The organism is Pseudomonas sp. Pseusp49, from assembly GCF_059491875.1.
Window position 1 is genome coordinate 5231586 of sequence record NZ_CP168514.1, and the last position, 19300, is coordinate 5250885.

The following is a 19300-nucleotide window of genomic DNA, read 5'->3' on the forward strand; positions in this document are numbered from 1 at the left end:
GGCGCGCATTGTAGCGGAACCAGCGCCGCTGCGGGACCCGATGATCGGTAAATCGTCGAGACGGCTCAAGCAAGACTAGCCCCCGAGGCCATTGTGTCGAGTTCGATACACACACGACACGCCCGCAACACCCGCGCCGGCTACCCTCGGCAACCGCAACGGATCCCTGCAACAGCACTTCCCGCCTCAGGGCCGGACGCCTATGCTGGAACCACAACCTCGCAGCCTATCTTTGTGGTTGGCAGCCTACCTGGCAGATGAACGCACGCATGCACAACACCCAAGCACCCGTGAACGACGACCAAAAGACGCCCGGTGACGACAAACGCTGGAGCATTCGCGCCTTGATCGTCGACGATGACGTGCCGATCCGCGAATTGATGATCGACTATCTGGCCCGGTTCAACATCCACGCCAGCGGCGTCACCGATGGCGCCGCGATGCGCCAGGCGATGCAGGCGGAGCATTTCGACGTGGTGGTACTCGACCTGATGCTGCCCGGCGAAGACGGCCTGTCGCTGTGCCGCTGGCTGCGCGCCGAGTCGGACATCCCGATCCTGATGCTCACCGCCCGCTGCGAACCCACCGACCGGATCATCGGCCTCGAGCTGGGCGCCGACGACTACATGGCCAAGCCGTTCGAGCCCCGCGAGCTGGTGGCGCGAATCCAGACCATCTTGCGTCGGGTGCGCGATGACCGCAGCGAACAGCGGGCGAATATTCGCTTCGACAATTGGCGCCTGAACAGCGTGCTGCGGCAACTGATTGCCGACGATGGCCTGGTGGTGCCGCTGTCCAATGCCGAATTCCGCCTGCTCTGGGTGTTTATCGAACGTCCGCGCAGGGTGCTCAGCCGTGAACAACTGCTGGACGCCGCCCGCGGTCGCTCGATCGAAGCCTTTGACCGCAGCATCGACCTGCTGGTATCGCGCCTGCGCCAGAAACTCGGCGACGATCCCAAGGCTCCGCAGTTGATCAAGACCGTTCGTGGCGAGGGTTACCTGTTCGATGCCCGAGACATCGGCTGATGCGCGGGCGCTTCGATACCCTGTTTGGCCGCCTGTTTGGCGTGTTGTTGCTGGCGATTATCCTCGCGCATCTGCTGGCCTTTGCCTGGTTTCATCATTACGGTCCGCCAACGCCGCCGCCTCCACCGGAGTTTTCCGAAGGCCTGGAAGGACCACGCCCGCCACTGGACCCACGCTTCGAGAAGCGGCCACCACGGCCGTGGTTCGGCGGCCCCCTGGTGCCACTGACCTTTCAATTGATATCCCTGATCATTGCCGCCTGGTATGGCGCCAAACTGCTGAGCCGGCCAATCCAGCGCCTGAGCGACGCAGCCGAGCGCTTGAGCGAGAACCTCGACAGCCCGCCGCTGGAAGAGTCGGGGCCACGGGAAGCGCGGCAAGCGGCGCACACTTTCAACAAAATGCAGCGGCGCATCCTTGAACAGGTACAGCAGCGCTCGCGCATGCTCGGCGCCGTGTCCCATGACCTGCGCACGCCGCTGTCGCGCCTCAAGCTGCGGCTGGAGAAAATCGACGACGACAGGCTGCAAGGCCAGATGCGCCAGGACCTCGACGACATGATCAACATGCTCGACGCCACCCTCACCTACCTGCATGAACAGCGTACCAGCGAAGCTCCACAGTGGATGGACGTGCAGGCGCTGGTGGAGTCCCTGAGTGAAAATGCCCAGGACCAGGGCGCCGACGTGCAGGCCAGCGGTCACTGTGCCCCGCTGCAAGTGCAGCCGATGGCCCTGCGCTCCTGCATTAACAACCTGATGGACAATGCCCTGCGCTATGCCGGGCAGGCGCTGATCACCCTGGATGACCATCGAGAACACCTGGTGATCCGGGTCATCGACCATGGACCGGGTATCGCCACTGAACAACGTGAAGCCGTGTTCGAACCCTTCTTTCGCCTTGAAGGCTCGCGCAATCGCAACTCCGGCGGCGTTGGCCTGGGCATGACCATTGCCCGCGAGGCGGCGCAACGAATGGGCGGCCAGTTAACCTTGGAAGAGACGCCTGGTGGCGGCCTGACGGCCGTGATTCGCCTGCCGCGTACCTGATACCCCTACAGAGCCCGCCGCGATCGGCCTCGTTGTCTGGTGGTGCACGCACTCCCCTGTAGGAGCTGCCGGAGGCTGCGATCTTTTGATTTGCTTTTGCGATCTGGAGATTGCTGAAGATCAAGATCAAAAGATCGCAGCCTCCGGCAGCTCCTACAGATATTTCGTTCCGTGAAGAACCCAAAAAAAGCCCACTACCCCTCGGCGGTTCAATGGACTACGGCCTGGAGCTTCAGGGCAGGCGATCCTCAGCCCGTGACTGAGTCTTGCTCCAGTCGATCAACAGGCTATAGGCCACCGCCAGCAATGTCGGGCCGATGAACAGGCCGATGAAGCCAAAGGCAATCAACCCGCCAAACACCCCAAGCAGCACAATGACCAGCGGCAGGTTACCGCCACGGCTGATCAGGTACGGCTTGAGCACGTTGTCGACACCGCTGATGACGAATGTGCCCCAGATGCCGAGGAATATGGCCATCCCGTACTCGCCTTTCCAGGCCAGCCACGCGGTCGCCGGAATCCACACCAGCGGCGGCCCCATCGGGATCAGGCTGAGCATGAAGGTCACGATGCCAAGCACCAGCGCACCCGGTACACCGGCAATCAGGAACCCGATCAGCGCCAGGATCGCCTGGGCCGCTGCTGTGCCGATCACACCGTTCACCACCCGCTGCACCGTGCCTGCCACCAGTTCAATGTAGTAGCCGGCCCGTTGACCGATCAGCCGTTCCAGCAATGTGTGCACAAACGCCGCCAGGCGCGGCCCGTCCCGATAGAAAAAGAACACGAAAACGATGCTCAGGGTCAGTTCGAGAATACCGCCGCCGATCTGCGCGCTGCGCGCCAGCAACCAGTTACCCACCTGTCCCAGATAAGGCTTGAGCGCCATCATCATCGCCGCGCCCTGCTCATCGATGCTGTTCCAGATTCCGACCAGCCGCTCGCCCACCAGGGGAATCGAACCCAGCCAGACCGGTGCTTCGGGCAACCCCTCGACCTGCGCGTCCTTGATGAATGCGGTGGCATCACGCACATGATCGGCGAGGTTGAAACCCAGCCACACCAGCGGTGCCGCGACCAGCAACATCCAGCCCAGCGTCAGCAATGCCGCCGCCAGAGACTCGCGGCCGTTGAGCCAACGGGTCAGCAAGCGCATCAGCGGCCAACTGGCGAATGCCAGGACTGCGCCCCAGAACATCGCCGACCAGAACGGCGCCATCACCCAGAAGCTCGCGCCGAACAGCACCACGAGCAGGATCTGCACCAACAGGCGATCGTTATTGATCATCGAAAATCCCGAAAAAGTCAGTCAGCAAAAGAGTAGGCGAACGCAGCGTGCACGCTCGCCCGGTACAGCCTACCGCAATAGCTCGATGTGCAGGCCAGAGCCTTCGACACTGCCGGTTTCCATCCGCGCGGCACGCACGCCCTGGGCAATCAGTGCCTGACGCCAGGCTTCGGCGTTCGCTCCGGAAATACTGACCCGCAAGGTGGTGTCCAGATTCAGTCCGCGGGAAATCAGGCGCAGCCAGGTTTCGTCAGGTGCGCTGTTGAGCCTGGAAAAATCAAGCTCGCCCGTGCTCTTGAGTTCACGCAGCAAAGTCGCGGAGGTCGGCAACAACTCACCCAGCGGTGCCGAAGCGTCGAACTGCTCGACATGCAGGTAGGCCTTGCGATTACCGCGAGTGATGCTGTACAGCGCAACGAGTGTGTTATCCCGCGGCGCGGCAAGTCGCAGCAGCAAATAGGCTTGTTGATCGTCGGCACCGTACAGCTTGGCGTTGCCGAAGACTTCATTGGCCCAGAGGCTGCTTTCGCCGCAATCGCGCGCCTGGCACCAAAAGAGCAACCCGGCGTCCTGCTTTTGCAAAGCCTCGCGGGCAGCGGTGAACGCTTCGATGGATGAATGCTCCGCTGGCAACTCGTAGGTCACCGAAGTGACGTTGCCACGGGCACTGACCTGACCGTCGAAACGTAACTGGCCACTGATCTTGCGGATCGAGCCCAAGGGGTAGATCCGCTCCAGTTCGACGGTGGGGCGATAGTCGACAATCTGGGCGTCGACCATGCGCGGCACTATCGGCAGGTCCTGACTGCCCGGAACATCGGCGGCGAACAACAAGGGACTGAAACTGCACAGCACCAGCAAACTGAATGAACGCATGGATAGACTCATCGGATCAGCATGGCCTGGGCGCCCTTGATGACACTGGCTTCATCGGCGCGTTGCGGTACCTGCAGACCACGTTGCACCGCCGGCCGGGCCTCCAGGGTTGCCATCCAGCGTTGCAACGCCGTCAAGCCCTCCACCGAGACGCCCGACCACTCGTAACCACGCACCCACGGAAAGGTGGCGATGTCGGCAATGCTGTATTCGCCGGCAAGGAACTCCACGCCTTGCAAACGCGTGTCGAGCACTTCGTAGAGGCGACGGGTCTCGTGCTGATAGCGGTCGATAGCGCCCTGGAGTTTCTCCGGAAAGTAGCGGAAGAACACGTTGGCCTGGCCCTGCATCGGACCGATGCCCCCCATCTGGAACATCAGCCACTGCAACACCAGCGAGCGTCCCTTCGGGTCGCTCGGCATCAGTTTGCCGGTCTGTTCAGCGAGGTAAATCAGGATGGCGCCGGACTCGAACACGGCGAAATCGCCGTTGGCACGGTCGACAATCGCCGGAATCCGGCCATTGGGGTTGATCTTGAGGAAGTCCGCGGACTTCTGCTCCTTCTTGTCGAAACTCAAGGCATGCACCCTGTAGGGCAGGCCGAGTTCCTCGAGCACGATAGAGACCTTGTGGCCATTCGGGGTCGCAGCGGTGTAGAGATCTATCATGGTTGTCTCCCTTTTCAACCCACCAAGCCTCGACAGTTGACCGGCGCAAGTCAAGGAATGGCGAAGAACCGATTGAAACAGTCTGCGACAAGATCGGCACCGGACTCGTCATTCAGGTGCAAATGGTGGCCGCCTGGCAGCTGTTCCCGGCTAAAGGGTAGACGCTCCAGCAACTCGGGGTGTTTGGCGAGCATGCCGTCGGCAGCTACCACCAGCGTTGCAGGACATTTGATCCGCTGGACGAAGGCCATGGCCTGCTCGGTGGTCAGGCGCAGTGGCGATGGCAGCGTCAGGCGATTGTCGGTGCGCCAGGTATAACCACCCGATACCGGCATCAGGCCACGCTGCGCCAGCAGTTCCGCGGCCTCACGGCTGACCGCCACCAGGCCCTTCATGCGCGCTTCGATGGCACGATCGAGGGTGTCGTAGACCGGTTTGCGCTTCTCCCGCAGATCGAGTTGCGCCTGCAGGGCCATGCCCATGCGCTCGGCAGCGTTTTCACCCTTGTCCGTAGGAGGAATGATGCCGTCGATCAATGCCAGGTGGGTGACCCGCTCAGGCATCGACCCGGCGATGATCAGCGAAGCGATGGCGCCCATCGAATGCCCCATCAGCGCAAATTTCTTCAATCCAAGCTGTTCGGCGACCTGCAGCACATCGTGGGCATAGTCCCACATGGCGTAACCGGCGCCCGGCGGGCGATGCCCGGAATGACCATGACCGGCCATGTCCAGCGCGATGATGCGCAGGCCTTTGAGTTTGGGCGCCAGACGGGCAAAGCTGTTGGCGTTGTCCAGCCAGCCGTGCAGGGCAATGACCGGCAAACCGTCTTCAGGACCGAACAGGTGCGCCGCCAGCTCGATGTGCGGCAGGCTCAGGCGAACTTCTTCGACGGCGTGGCTCATGCGCAATCCTGTTGTCGACGGCCGCCCCAGCGGTGGAACAGGCCTTTAAGCATTTGGGCAGTATCAAGGGGACGTTCGAGCGGAAACATGTGGCCGCCAGGCATGGTCAACGACTCGCCCAACGGCAGGCGGTCGACCGAACTGGCGTGATGGCGCATCACCACGCGGCTGTTGTGCCCGCGAACCACCGCCAGTGGCACTTGCAACTTGCGGGTGCTGCCCGGGCTGGTGTGGGGCACGCCGCGATAGATGCTGATTTCCGTGGCCGGATCGAACCGCAGGCGCAGTTTGTCGCCGACCCGGTGCAAGCCATGTTGCAGGTAGGCATCGAAGCATTCGGGGTCGAAACCGCGAAACAGGGTCTTGCCGGCAAAGTATTTGCGGGCACTTTCCAGGTCGGCGAACTCTTCACGGCGGCCCAGGGTACGGCCGGCCGGCGTCAGGCGGTCGATGAAACCGAAGCGTTTGGCCGCACGTATGACCCATTGATCGGCTCGGGTCAGCACGGGCGAATCGAGCATCACCACCCCTCGATACAATTCGGGGCAGCGCAAGGCCGCATGCAGGTGCAACACCCCGCCGAAGGAGTGACCGACGCCCCACACGGGCTCGGCCTGTTGTTGCAGGTGATGGATCAGCTCATCCACCAGGTTGTACCAGTTGTCGTCCGCCGGATAACGCGGGTCGTGGGCGTGCTGCTCCAGATGCGTCACCTGAAACTCGGGTGCCAGCGCCGCAAACAACTTGCCGTAGGTCCCCGAAGGAAAACCATTGGCGTGGGCGAAAAAGATCTGTTGCGACATACCTGCAAATCCATGAGCGAGAACAGAGGTTGATTGTCCGCAAGACCGCGTCTTGCAGCAATGACCGTAACTGCCAGGAATGATGACAGACCTGCCGTGGCTATGACGGCGCCACCTGTTATTTCTGACAGTTGACTGGCAACCGGCATCAAGCGGATAAGAAGGGCTGTTCCGCCGAGTCACGGGCACATTCACAATGAGCCACGCCAACACGCCGGCCATCCAGGCCTTTGACCCACGCGGGCTGAGCGTGCGCGATGTAGCCTATCACCGTCGCCAGAACGCGTCGGCTCCGCAACCGTGCATCACTCAGCAGGAATATGACGGCGCTGGTCGCGCCGTCCTCAGTCGTGATCCACGCCTGTTCCGTTTACATCAGGACGGTCAGGCGACAGCCAATCAGCAAAACCTTTTCAGTTTCTCGGGCGCTGTCGTTCTTTCGCACAACAGCGACGCCGGCTGGCGCCTGGGATTGCTCGGCGCACACGGGCAAAGGGTTGTAGGCTGGGATCAGAAACTCAGCCAGAGCCGCGTGGACCATGACCCCCAGTGCCGCCCGGTCGCTACGTTCGAGCGCGCGTGGCAGGGAACCGAACGCTGCATCGCACGGCTCACCTATGCCGCTGGCGACGCCGATGTCGGCCATAACCTGCGCGGTCATCTGATTCGACAGGACGACACCGCCGGCACCCTGCTCTTTACCGGGTTCAGTCTGAACGGTACGCCGTTGCAGCACAGCCGAACCTTCATCGCCGACCCGCAATGGCCGGTGGACTGGCCCGAGTCAGTGCCTGAACGCGACGCCTTGCTGGAAATCGAACCTGCAATCACGCGCCTTCATTGCAACGCCGCCAGCGAGCCGGTCAGCCAGACCGATGCATTGGGCAACCGGCAAACGTTCATTCACAACTGTGCGGGCGAACTGCGTGAGGTTCGTTTGAAACTCGCCGGGCAGGCTGACGAAACGGCGCTGGTCCAAGACATTCAGTACAACGCCTTTGGTCATGTCGAACAACAGCGCGCTGGAAATGGCGTTATTTCCCGGGCGACTTTTCGGCCCGACGATGGCCGACTGGAACAGCTGAAAGCCTATGTAACAGGTCAGCCAGCGCTGCAAGACCTGACTTATGAATACGACGCGGTGGGCAATGTCACCTGCATCACCGATGCCGCGCAAGCGACTCACTTTCACCGCAACCAGCGCATCGAGCCCGTTAATCGCTACCGCTACGACAGCCTCTACCGCCTGATCGAGGCCAGTGGCCGGCAATTGCGCAATGCGCCAGGTGGACCTCAGCTCCCGGATTTCCAAACCACGATCGATCCCGGACAACTGGAAAATTACACGCGTGTCTACACCTATGATGAGGCCGGCAACCTGAAGGTCCTGCAGCATCAGGCAGACAGTGCCTGCCGTACCGAACGCACGGCCGTCGCCCGGTTCAGCAATCGCAGCCTCCCCGAAAAAACCAATGACGAACTGCCCGACGAACAGGAAATTGCCGCTGGTCACGACCTGAATGGCAACCGCACCGAGCTTCAACCGGGGCAATCCCTGCAATGGAACCTGTGCAATCAACTGCGACAGGTCGATCAGGTGGTGCGTGAAGAGGAGCCGGACGATTGCGAGTTTTATGTGTACGACGGCGGTGGCCAGCGCCAACGAAAAATCCGTCAGGCCTACACCGGCAAATTGATCCGCACTCATGAAACCCGCTACCTGCCGGGTCTGGAAATCCGCACATCCGCCGACGAAACTCTCCATGTCATCACAGCCAAGGCCGGGCGTGGCACGGTTCAGGTACTGCACTGGCAAAAAGGACAACCCACCGGCATCCCTCAGGACCAACAACGTTACAGCTTCACCGATCATTTGGGCTCCAGCACCCTCGAACTGGACGAAGCGGCATTGCTCATCTCCCGAGAAAGCTACTACCCCTACGGCGGAACCTGCTGGTGGGCCGGACGCAACAAGGTTGAAGCCAGCTACAAAACGCTCCGCTACTCGGGACAGGAACGGGATGCCAGCGGCCTCTACTACTACGGCTTTCGATATTACTTGCCATGGTGTCAGCGGTGGCTGAGTGCAGATCCGACAGGAACGGTCGATGGGCTGAATCTGTATTCAATGGTGAACGGAAACCCTATAGGCCATGTCGATTTACAGGGCTTGAGCTTGTTTTCTGTCGTTCGCGGCGCAGCCATGCGCTTATGGGAAAGAACCCGTTCCTTTCTTTCCGGAAACATTCCACAAGCCATGGCTTCAGCGGCTGCACGTGACTACCTGGGGAGCCATTTGGGTAATACCGTCGCAGCGGGTGTAAACCTGGCGTTTGACATGATTCCCGCGACCCCCGGAAGAAACACGGCATTGAGATACGTCGTGGAATCCATCAGTTTCATCTCGGTTTATTACTCGTCAGCCGGTGTATTAGGCAACCATTTGCAGGCAGCCAATTCGTTAGCTGTGGGCACCTTACCCGCGTTGGGTGTTTCAGTGGGTTACGACTTTCATGCCCACCATGGGCAAGACGAGTGGGATCCAGTCACTCGGGCAAGGTTTGTTGGCCAGACAAGCGCTATTTCCCGCGGCCTTTTCCAGCAATTGCTCAGAGGTTTTGGGAGCAATTTCGAGTGGGGCGAGGTGCCATTGCGTGAAAGACTCCCGAGAACTGTCGCGGCTGCCGCACTGTACTTTCCAGGAACAACCAGCCGAGAGCTGGGACGCCCTCACGTGCCGGAAGTTCTTCAACCTAACCTTTCTCCGACTATTGAGGCTTTGGACGGTGCCACCGGCACACTTTTGCGTAGCACCCATCCGCATGCTGCACATCAGCCACACACCGCGACCCTACAAGTGCCCATCATCAATGATCTGGCCGCTGAAATATTGAGCCGCACTACCAATGCCGAATGGTCTTATTGGGGCGCAGAAGGCGTTGAATCGCTTGCTGAAGCCATCACAGGCAACCCCGCCGACTCGCAAAGCGCCACAACAAGAGGAGCCGTTGCCATGGGCCGAGCGGGGGTCTCTGCCGTGACCGAACTGCGAGGGTATGTAAATCAATACGTCAGACGCGGTTGGTCGAGAATTCTCGACCGTTCGATCGTGACGGCCAGTGCTCCATCGAGAGCAACCAGCAATAGTTTTGTGTAGGTCTGTGTTTATCAGCGGCAGAGTCCATCTGCACTACTAACGCACCGGAGGCGTCTCACCCAACGGCACCACTGCCATGGTCAGCCGCGACACACAACTGGCCTTGCCCTCATCGCTGGTCAGGCGAATGTCCCAGACATGGGTCGTGCGGCCGATGTGGATCGGCTTGGCCACCGCGGTCACCCGCCCGCTGCGCAGGCCACGCAAATGGTTGGCGTTGATTTCCAGGCCCACGCAATAGAACTTGCTGGCATCGATGCACAGGTAGCTGGCCATCGAGCCTACCGATTCGGCCAGCACCACCGAGGCACCGCCATGCAGCAAGCCGTAAGGCTGATGGGTGCGGTGATCGATGACCATGCTGGCGGTCAGGGACTCATCGTCAAAAGCTTCGAAACGGATGTCCAGCAATTCGCCGATGGTATTTTTCTGGATTGCGTTCAACTGCTCGATGTTGGGAGTGGTGCGCCACAGACTCATCGCAGGGTTTCCTTGTCGGTTTTGTTGGTGGATCAATCCTGCCACAGCACCGCTTCGCTGCGCTCGCTCCATTCTTCAAAACGCTCACCGTACGCCGCTTCGATCACGTTGCGCTTGATCTTCAGCGTCGGGGTGAGAAAGCCGTTTTCCACGGCCCAACTGTCCTTGACCACCACCAGGCGCCGCAACCGTTCATGTTTGTCGAGGTCGCCGTTGACCTCTTCCAGCAGCTTTTCCAGGCTGGAATGCAAACCGGCGCGTGCAGCCCCGCCGGCATCCTGTTGGCCGACCGCCGACAGCACACACAACCCCAGCGGTGCACTCAAGCCATCGCCCACCACACACACCTGTTCGATCCGCGAATGCACGGCCAGGCGATTTTCGATCGGTGCCGGCGCCACGTATTTGCCTTTGCTGGTCTTGAAGATTTCCTTCAGGCGCCCGGTCAGGCGCAGATTGCCTTCGGCATCCTCCTCGCCCTTGTCGCCGGTGCGCAGGAAGCCGTCCTCGGTAATGGTGTCAGCGGTTTTTTCCGGTTCCTTGAAATAGCCGAGCATGATCGCGCCGCTGCGTACCATGACCTCCCCCGTCTCGGCGATCCGCACTTCGACTTCCGGGCACGGCTTGCCGATCCAGCCCGGTTTGTTCTGGCCCGGCATGCCGATGTGGGAGTAACCGCAGCTCTCGGTCATGCCGTAGACCTCAAGCACGTCCAGTCCCAGTTTGCGGTACCACTGCAACAAGGTCTGCGGCACCGGAGCCGCACCGGACAACGCGATGCGCAACGCATCCAGACCCAGCCCGGCGAGGACTTTATGCCCGACCCGTTTGCCGATGATCGGCAAGCCGAGCAGGAAGTCGAGGCGTTTTGCCGGGATTTTGCTGTACACGCCCATCTGGAATTTGGTCCAGATGCGCGGCACGCCAAACAGAGCGGTCGGGCGCGCACGCTGCAGGTCGGTGAGGAAGGTATCGAGGCTCTCGGCGAAAAATACCGTCTGTCCGGTATAGATCGACGCCAGTTCTACGAACATCCGTTCGGCAACGTGACACAGCGGCAGGTAGGACAACAACCGGTCCGACTCGTTGAGGCCAAACAACGCAGTGCCGCGTGTGGTGGCGAAGCCCAGAGTGCCGAAGCTGTGCATCACACCCTTGGGCATGCCCGTGGTGCCGGAGGTGTAAATGATGGTCGCCAGTTGATCGGCGGCAGGTTTCGGGTCGTCCTGGATCGGCGAGCTGCCTTGCAGGTCGGCCCAACTGAAATCGAACGTACCCGGCGGATGCAGGGGCAGGCTGATGGTCGGCAGGTCGGGGCTGACGCCACGGGACATGCCTGACCAATCATCGAGCTTGCCGATGAACGCCAGCGCCGCTTCAGAGTGTGCGAGCACCTGGGCAACCGACTCGGCGGTGAGGTTGGGGTACAGCGGCACCGACACATGCCCGGCCATCCAGATCGCCAGGTCGGCGATGATCCAGTGTGCACAGTTCTTCGAGATCAGGGCGATATGGCTGCCCTGCGGCAACTCCCGCGCTCGCAACCAATGGGCCGCGCAACGGGCCTGATGACCGACGTCCGCCCAGGTCAAGGTCTCGACCTCGCCGCCTCCGACAGGCTGGACCAGGAAGCGCTGGCGGGGATGACGGGCCTCACGCTCGTAGAAAACGTCCAGCGGCAAACGAAAAGCAGCAGACATGACTCGCTCCTGTGTTTTTGTTCTGGAGCAAGCGTAGTCAACCAAGCAAGTGCTTGGTTAATTTTTTACAGGTAAAAAGCAAGATCAAAAGATCGCAGCCTGCGGCAGCTCCTACAGGAGACCGCAGGCTGCGATCTTTGCTTTTATGGGTGCTTGATGTCGTTGAGCCTCATCGACCCGACCAACAACTCATTGCTCTCGAGCTCAGCCAGGCCGGCGGTGCTGACCCGCTCCGGTGGATGTCCAGCGCCATGTTGCAGGTAGCTCAACAAATTCCCCACCAGAGGGTTGTGACTGACCAGCAGGACATCGCTCACCGCCACCATTTGCTCGGCGACCTTGTCCGGCTCGGTGTCCGGTGTCAGCCACTCGACAGTGCGGATTTCCGGCTCGAACCCCAGTGTTTCGCGCACCAGTTGCGCCGTCTGCTGCGCTCGCAGGTACGGACTTGCGTATATCGCCGTCAGCGGTTGCCCAATCAGTTGCGCGGCGCTGCGCAGCACCTCTTCACGACCGTGGTCCGTCAGTTCCCGCTCCGAATCGTGGGGGCGGGAGCCGTGCGGTACAGCTTCACCATGACGCAATACCCAGAGTTTCATAGCTTGGGTTCCTCATCTCGAGCCGGATGCGGTGCCGGTGCCACTACATGCGGCGCTTCACCTTCCGGTGTACGCGGCGTCGGCCAATCGGCAAACGGCCAAGGCTTCTGGTCGCTGTGAAAGCTGCCGAAACGACCGATCTGCGCCAGAAACTGGCTCAGACTGTCGCCAAAGTTCATCAGGCTGGCGCTCGGGGCGCCATAGAACAAACGATAGATCAACTGCACCAGCACGACGGCGCCGAGGATGAACTGCGCGACTTGCCACACCAGCACGAAGACGATCATCCACAACACGCGCAGCAGGATGGATTCATACTTGGCTTCTACTTTTGGATCGTTCATGCGCAACTCCCTGCTTTTCTGGCAAGCGTGATTAATTGAAACCACTGGTGGAAATGAAGTCGACGTCGGTTTTCGGCTCGCCACGCATTAACAGACCGATGACCTGCTCCAGCGTGCGGCCTTCGAACAGAATCGCGTGCAGCCCGGCGACCAGCGGCATGTACACGCCAACCTCCTGGGACTTGGCCTTGAGTACCTTGAGGGTGTTGACCCCTTCGGCGACTTCACCCAGGCGCGTGACGGCCTCGTCCAGGCTCAGGCCCTGGCCGAGGGCGAAGCCGACCTGATAGTTGCGGCTCTTTGGCGAAGAACAGGTCACGATCAAGTCGCCCACGCCGGCCAGGCCCAGGAAGGTCATCGGATTGGCACCCTGATTCACCGCGAAGCGGGTCATTTCCGCCAGTGCCCGGGTGATCAGCATGCTCTTGGTGTTTTCCCCCATGCCCAGCGCTACCGCCATGCCGGCGATGATCGCGTAGACGTTTTTCAACGCCCCGCCCAGTTCCACGCCGAAACGGTCGGCGCTGGCATAAACCCGAAAAGTGCGGCCGTGCAACGCGGCCTGAACCTGCTGGCACAGTTCTTCGTCTTCACTGGCGACCACTGTGGCCGTCAGCGCATGTTCGGCGATTTCGCGGGCCAGGTTGGGGCCTGACAGGACGCCGATGCGTGCCTGCGGGGCGATCTCTTCGAGAATCTCGCTCATCAACTTGAACGTGTGGGCTTCGATGCCTTTGGTCAGGCTCACCAGCATTTTGCCGCTCAAGCGTTCGGCGTGCGGCACCAGCACCGAGCGCAGCGCGCTGGAGGGCAGTGCGACGAAACACAGGTCGCAGGCGTCCAGAGTGGCTTGCAGGTCGGTGACCGGCGTAACACCGGGCAGAATCTTGATGCCTTTGAGGTAACGCGGGTTTTCGCGATTGACCCGAATGGCCTCGGCCTGTTCGGGGTCACGCATCCACTGAAGGACCTGATGCCCGTTCTCGGCCAGCAGATTAGCCACGGCGGTTCCAAAACTTCCGCCTCCCAGGACCGCAATCGGGCGCTGTTCAGTCATATGCAATCCGTTAATCCATACCAGTGGCGATGTCGGCATTATACGGGGCAGCCCATCGGCGGCCAGCCCCGACATCAAATACCTGCTCCCCTAGGAAGAAGACCAATAAAACCGAGGAAAATGCAGACATCGTGAATGGAAAAGTCATTCGGCTCGGTTAACATGCGCGCCATCAATCACTGACAGGGATGTGTTGTGTCTCCGGCTGCTCCCTCACCGCGTTCGCCTCTGGTACTGGCGCTGATTTTCAGCTCGCCGGTGCTGGCCGACGACCTGTTCCTGGACAGCGAACCGCTGCCGCAAGTGCTCACCGCCACGCGCCTGAAGCAGTCGCCCGCTGCCGTGCCAGGCAGCATGACGGTGATCGACAGCGCCCTGATCCACGCCAGCGGTGCCCGCGACATCAGCGAACTGCTGCGCCTGGTGCCGGGGATGATGGTCGGCAACATCAGTGGCAACCAGGCCGCGGTGAACTACCACGGCACCAATGCGACGCAAGCGCGACGCATGCAAGTGCTGATCGACGGGCGCTCGGTGTATCGCGCCGGCCTGGCCACCGTCGACTGGAGCGACATTCCGGTGGCCATGGAAGACATCGAGCGCATCGAAGTCTTTCGCGGGCCCAATACCGTCAGCTACGGCGCCAATGCCCTGATGGCGGTGGTCAACATCATTACCCGGCGGCCGGCCGACAGCCACGGTACCCGCATGAAAGTCACCCGGGGCCAGCGCGGCATCAACGACTTTTATGCCAGCCAGGGCCTGGGCTGGGAGGATGGTGACATGCGCCTGTCCCTGTCCGGCCAGCAAGACGACGGCTTCGATACCGACCGAACCGGCGCTGATTACCATGACAGTCGTCGCCTCGATCGCTTCAACCTCGCGGTCAGCCAGAGCCTCGACGAACGGCAAAGCCTCGATTGGCAAGTGAATGCCAAGGACGGCACCAACCAGCGGCCCTATACCTACCAGCCGGTGTTCCCGGGAATTACCCGCGCCGGCAACGACTCCGACGTCACGGCCAAGGACTACGCCGGGTCGTTGCGCTGGAACCTGGACATCAATCCCGATCACAGCCTTTATATCCAGGGTTCGGCCCAACACTGGGATCGCCAGCAAACCTGGCGCGCCTGCGACGCAGAAATTTCGTTCAGCCCGCAATTGACCGAGCTCTGGCAACTGAACCCGAACTACACCGAACGCCTGGCCCGTAACATCACACGCTTCACCGGCCGTGGTGCCCCGGCTGGCACACCCGCCGAGCAGGCGCTGGCCAACCAGGTACTCGATCAATGGCGCAACGGTGCGAACCAGACCGTTTGCGGCGACATCGACCAGAGCACCCGGGAAACGCGCTACGACCTTGAACTGCAGGACACCTTGAGCCTTGCCGATAACCTGCGGCTGGTCAGCGGAATGAACTATCGTTACGACCGGGCGGATTCCGAGACTTACTTCAATGGCACTCTCGACGACAGGATCTGGCGGGTGTTCGGCCAGGTCGAGTGGCGTGCCAGCGAACACTGGTTGCTGCAAGGCGGCGCCATGTTCGAGGACACCCGGTTGATCGGCAGCTCGCTGACACCTCGCATGGCGGTCAACTACCTGATCAACCCGCGCCACGGCTTGCGTGCGGTGTACTCCGAGGCTATCCGTTCGCCGGACATGTTCGAGAACAACGTCAACTGGAGTTATCAGGTCACCAACCTCAAGCCCGGTGCCTTTGGCCAGTCCAGCGCCCGTTACTTCGTCAAGACCCGTGGCCCCGGTGACCTCGATCAAGAGCACATGCGCTCCCGGGAGCTGGGCTATAACGGCTATTTCCCCGAAGCGGGGCTGGCACTCGACGTAAAGCTGTTCCACGACGAAATCACCGGCATGATCAGTGAACCGCTGCGCAACAATCAGTACATCGCCAGCAACGCCAACAAAGAGCGTTTTTCGGGAGCCGAAACCCAGCTCGACTGGCGTGTCGGCCGCTTCGATCGTCTGCGACTGACCTATGCCTTCGTCGATGCCGACGCCAGCAATCCACTGGATGCCAGGCAGACAGCAAGCAACAGTGGTTCGGCCGGATGGCTGCGCGATTGGGGCAAGGGCTGGAACAGTGCGCTTTTCTATTATGGCGACGACGCACTCAACGGCTACCGCTTCGAACGGGTCGATGCGCGTATCGCCAAGCGTATCGCCTTGGGCAAGGCCAGCCTGGAGCTGGCCGGGGTGCTCCAGCAACGCCTGGACAATCAGCCGACCACCTTCGTCGACAACCATTATGACCAGCGCCACGTGATGTATTTCAGTGCAGAGCTGGAACTTTAAGGTGCCGTATCGCCCGGCCTGGAAAACACCGACCTTGGGCCGGTTGCTGGCGCTGCTTTGCCTGCTGTTCACCGGCATGCTGGGCAGCCTGGCGAGCAACGCGGCCGACATTTTGCTCACGGGGGCCGAAGACAGCCCCGGTGTGCGGGCGTTTAGCCGGGCCCTGAGCGAGTTGCGACCGAACGACAACGTGCGATTCCAGACGCTGGCCAGTTTGCCGATACCGGGAAAACTGCCGGAAAACATCCGTTTGATTCTCCTCGACCTGCCCAGCCTCGACTGGCGCCTGCAGGACGCCCAGGGTCCGGCGACACTGGTGCTGCGCATCAGCCGCCTGCAAGCCCGGCAACGCTTGAGCAGCTCGCTGCCGGCGCGCCTTTGCCTGCTGTGGAGCGATCCACCGCCGGCCCGCCAATTACGCCTGACCCGCACCCTGTTGCCCCAAGCCAAACGCATCGGCGTGCTCTACGACAGCCACAGTGAATTCCTCTTGGATGAACTGCGTCAGGCCGCCCTCCCCCTGGGCCTTGAGGTGGTCACCCAACGCTGGAACAACATTCACGACAGCCGCCCGTTACAGACCTTGCTCAAAAACAGCGACGTGTTGCTGGGACTGGACGACGCCGACCTGTACAACCCGCAAACCGCAAAGAACCTGCTGCTGAGCACCTACTCGCGGCAAATGGCACTGATCGGCCCCAACGCGGGCTTCGTCAAGGCCGGGAGCCTGGCCAGCACCTACAGCGATCAGAGCGACTGGCTGGCGGTCCTCGACGAATTGCTCGACCGGCCACCGGCCACCTGGCCACGCTCGCACTACCCCCACCGATTCAAGGTCGCGAGCAATCCCCAGGTGGCGCGTTCCCTGGGTATCGAACAGATAAACGAAGCGTCAGTCGCCACATTGCTGGCTGAAGGAGAACGCCGTCCATGAACCTGCGTCGTCGCTGGGACATCAACACCCGCACCCAACTCATCAGCCTTGGCCCCGCCCTGCTGCTGACCTTGTTGCTGATCAGCTTCTTCACCTTCGTGCGTATCCAGGATCTGCGTCAGGAAATCTCCCACACCGGCCAGTTGATCGCCAACCAACTGGCCCCCGCCACCGAGTACGGGGTGATTTCGGGCAACAGCGAAGTGCTTGAAACCTTGCTCAAGGCAACGCTGAGCACGCCCAACGTGAGTTTTCTGGAAATCCAGGACAGCGCCAACCGGGTTCTGGTGTACGTCGAACAACCGAACGAACACCACAATCGCGCGCAACAGCTCGAAGTGTTCCAGGCCCCCATACGGCTCCAGCGAATCGCTTTGCACAATGACTTTTTCCAGAGCAGCAAAACCGCCACTGCCGCCCCCACCGAGGACTACCTCGGCCGGGTGATCGTCGGGCTGTCCAACGATGCCTTCAGTCGACGCCAGCAGGAAATCGTGCTGAAGGCTGCCATTCTGGCGCTGTTTGCCTTGTTGTTTACCTTCCTTGTAGCCCGACGCCTGGCAGGCAGCCTGTCACAACCGATCCGTGATATCGGCAATGCCGTCAAGGCGATACAGGCCGGCGAATACAAAACACCTCTGCCGATTGTCGATGACACCGAGCTGGGGGCGCTGTCGCAACACATCAACAACCTCGCCAGCGGTCTCGAGCAGGCCAGCCGCGAACAGCACCAGGCCATGGCGCAGTTGATCCAGACCCGCGAAGAGGCGGAAAAGGCCAACAACGCCAAATCCGATTTCCTCGCCATGATGAGCCATGAACTGCGCACGCCGATGAATGGCGTACTGGGCATGCTGCAGTTGCTGGAAACCACCGACATGACCGAAGAACAGGTGGAGTACGCAGCGCTGGCCTCGGAATCCACCGAACACTTGCTCAAGGTCATCAACGACATCCTGGATTTCTCGCGGATCGAACGTTCGGAGCTGGAACTGGAGCACATTCCCTTCAACCTCGCCGACCTGATCGGCAGTTGCGCCCAGTCGTTCCAGCACAGCGCCGCGCAACGCGGTCTCGACCTGCAATTGATGATCCCCGACGACATGCGCGGCCTGCAGGTCAAGGGCGACCCGACGCGTATCCGGCAGATACTGGTCAACCTGGTGGGCAACGCGCTGAAGTTCACCGAGCAGGGGCGCGTCACCCTCGAGGCGCAATGGCAGTCGCTGGATCACGAACTGCTGTGGTTCACCTGCACGGTGCGCGACAGCGGCATCGGCATCCCGGCCGAAAGCCTGGAATTGATGTTCAACGCTTTCCAGCAGGCCGACAGCTCCATTTCAAGACGCTACGGCGGCACCGGGCTGGGCCTGCCGATTGCCCGCACCCTCGCCGAACGCATGGGCGGCACCTTGCGCGCGCAGAGTGAGGAAGGCCGCGGTTCGGTGTTCACCCTGGAAATTCCCCTGGCCCTGCACCAGCAGACGCAGCCGCTGTTGCCCCACCGCACGCAAACCGGCGACAGCGACGGCGAAGGGCGCAATGTGCTTTTGGTCGAAGACAACCCGGTCAACCAGACGGTCATCGAAGCCATGTTGCGCAGTTTGGGCTTCAAGGTCAGTGTCGCCGCCGACGGCGCGCAGGCGGTACGCAGTGCCGAGAGCCTGATTTTCGAAGCGATCCTGATGGATTGCCGCTTGCCGGTCATCGATGGCTATGAAGCCACCCGACAAATCCGCCAGTTACCCGGGTGCACCGACCTGCCGATCATCGCCCTGACCGCCAACGCCTTGCAGGGCGATCGCGAGGCCTGTCTGTCGGCAGGGATGAACGATTACCTGGCCAAGCCATTCAAACGGACTGATCTGCAACAAATTCTGCAACGGTGGGTGCAGTAGTACAGGCCTTTCGACCATCTGCGACTGGCGTGAAAGGCGAAAGTGCGGCAGTCTTAGGCACCTCGACAGGCCCGAAAAGGGGCTTGAATAATAATTTCAGTGCACAAGTGTACATTCATGTCCTTGGTGCTGTGACTTTCACCACAACGCAATAGTCTATGAGTAGGCTGCCGGTTCGAGGCATGAACGCTTCGA

The 19300-nt window shown here is 61.0% G+C and carries 16 protein-coding genes; 6 read left to right on the plus strand and 10 right to left on the minus strand.

What is annotated here, in order from left to right:
* Positions 1–269: 269 nt before the first annotated feature.
* A complete protein-coding gene (locus ACEN83_RS23220) occupies positions 270–1028 on the plus strand; it encodes a response regulator (RefSeq protein ID WP_104449037.1) in 759 nt (252 codons plus the stop codon).
* On the plus strand, positions 1028–2077 hold the full coding sequence (locus ACEN83_RS23225) for a sensor histidine kinase (RefSeq protein ID WP_495578550.1): 1050 nt from the start codon (positions 1028–1030) through the stop codon (positions 2075–2077). The genes ACEN83_RS23220 and ACEN83_RS23225 overlap by 1 nt, the downstream gene beginning before the upstream one ends.
* A 232-nt stretch (positions 2078–2309) precedes the next feature.
* Here ACEN83_RS23225 and ACEN83_RS23230 read toward each other — a convergent pair whose 3' ends face one another.
* The 5 genes from ACEN83_RS23230 to ACEN83_RS23250 form a co-directional block, all read right to left on the minus strand.
* Positions 2310–3365 (minus strand): AI-2E family transporter, encoded by a 1056-nt coding sequence (locus ACEN83_RS23230; protein ID WP_116579945.1) that lies wholly within the window; start codon positions 3363–3365, stop codon positions 2310–2312.
* Between the two features lie 69 nt (positions 3366–3434).
* Complete coding sequence (locus tag ACEN83_RS23235) at positions 3435–4241, minus strand: DUF4892 domain-containing protein (RefSeq protein ID WP_495578551.1); 807 nt, start codon at positions 4239–4241, stop codon at positions 3435–3437.
* Between the two features lie 8 nt (positions 4242–4249).
* On the minus strand, positions 4250–4909 hold the full coding sequence (locus tag ACEN83_RS23240; RefSeq protein WP_495578552.1) for a glutathione S-transferase family protein: 660 nt from the start codon (positions 4907–4909) through the stop codon (positions 4250–4252).
* A gap of 50 nt (positions 4910–4959) precedes the next feature.
* Positions 4960–5814 (minus strand): alpha/beta hydrolase, encoded by an 855-nt coding sequence (locus ACEN83_RS23245; protein WP_102699772.1) that lies wholly within the window; start codon positions 5812–5814, stop codon positions 4960–4962.
* Positions 5811–6617 (minus strand): alpha/beta fold hydrolase, encoded by an 807-nt coding sequence (locus tag ACEN83_RS23250; protein ID WP_495578553.1) that lies wholly within the window; start codon positions 6615–6617, stop codon positions 5811–5813. Before ACEN83_RS23250 ends, ACEN83_RS23245 begins: the two co-directional genes overlap by 4 nt.
* 196 nt (positions 6618–6813) lie before the next feature.
* Between ACEN83_RS23250 and ACEN83_RS23255 the strand changes: the two genes are divergently transcribed.
* Positions 6814–9774 (plus strand): RHS repeat-associated core domain-containing protein, encoded by a 2961-nt coding sequence (locus ACEN83_RS23255; protein ID WP_495578554.1) that lies wholly within the window; start codon positions 6814–6816, stop codon positions 9772–9774.
* Between the two features lie 36 nt (positions 9775–9810).
* Here ACEN83_RS23255 and ACEN83_RS23260 read toward each other — a convergent pair whose 3' ends face one another.
* The 5 genes from ACEN83_RS23260 to ACEN83_RS23280 form a co-directional block, all read right to left on the minus strand.
* Positions 9811–10254, minus strand: coding sequence for a hotdog fold thioesterase (locus ACEN83_RS23260; protein WP_495578555.1), 444 nt, complete (start codon positions 10252–10254; stop codon positions 9811–9813).
* 32 nt (positions 10255–10286) lie between these two features.
* Positions 10287–11954 (minus strand): AMP-binding protein, encoded by a 1668-nt coding sequence (locus ACEN83_RS23265; RefSeq protein ID WP_495578556.1) that lies wholly within the window; start codon positions 11952–11954, stop codon positions 10287–10289.
* Positions 11955–12097: 143 nt separating this feature from the next.
* A complete protein-coding gene (sixA, locus tag ACEN83_RS23270) occupies positions 12098–12553 on the minus strand; it encodes a phosphohistidine phosphatase SixA (RefSeq protein WP_102699776.1) in 456 nt (151 codons plus the stop codon).
* Positions 12550–12897: a DUF4389 domain-containing protein gene (locus ACEN83_RS23275; protein WP_007974561.1), complete on the minus strand. Its 348-nt coding sequence runs from the start codon at positions 12895–12897 to the stop codon at positions 12550–12552. Before ACEN83_RS23275 ends, sixA begins: the two co-directional genes overlap by 4 nt.
* Before the next feature lie 31 nt (positions 12898–12928).
* Complete coding sequence (locus tag ACEN83_RS23280) at positions 12929–13954, minus strand: NAD(P)H-dependent glycerol-3-phosphate dehydrogenase (RefSeq protein ID WP_033047849.1); 1026 nt, start codon at positions 13952–13954, stop codon at positions 12929–12931.
* A 195-nt stretch (positions 13955–14149) separates the two neighbouring features.
* Between ACEN83_RS23280 and ACEN83_RS23285 the strand changes: the two genes are divergently transcribed.
* From ACEN83_RS23285 to ACEN83_RS23295, 3 genes are read left to right on the plus strand one after another with little or no spacing between them, the layout of a single operon-like run.
* Positions 14150–16273 (plus strand): TonB-dependent receptor plug domain-containing protein, encoded by a 2124-nt coding sequence (locus ACEN83_RS23285; RefSeq protein WP_495578557.1) that lies wholly within the window; start codon positions 14150–14152, stop codon positions 16271–16273.
* Position 16274: 1 nt separating this feature from the next.
* Positions 16275–17207, plus strand: a complete 933-nt coding sequence (locus tag ACEN83_RS23290) for an ABC transporter substrate-binding protein (protein ID WP_495578558.1) — start codon at positions 16275–16277, stop codon at positions 17205–17207.
* Entirely contained in the window at positions 17204–19105 is a 1902-nt protein-coding gene (locus tag ACEN83_RS23295; protein WP_495578559.1) for an ATP-binding protein, read from the plus strand. Before ACEN83_RS23290 ends, ACEN83_RS23295 begins: the two co-directional genes overlap by 4 nt.
* The last annotated feature ends 195 nt before the right edge of the window (positions 19106–19300 follow it).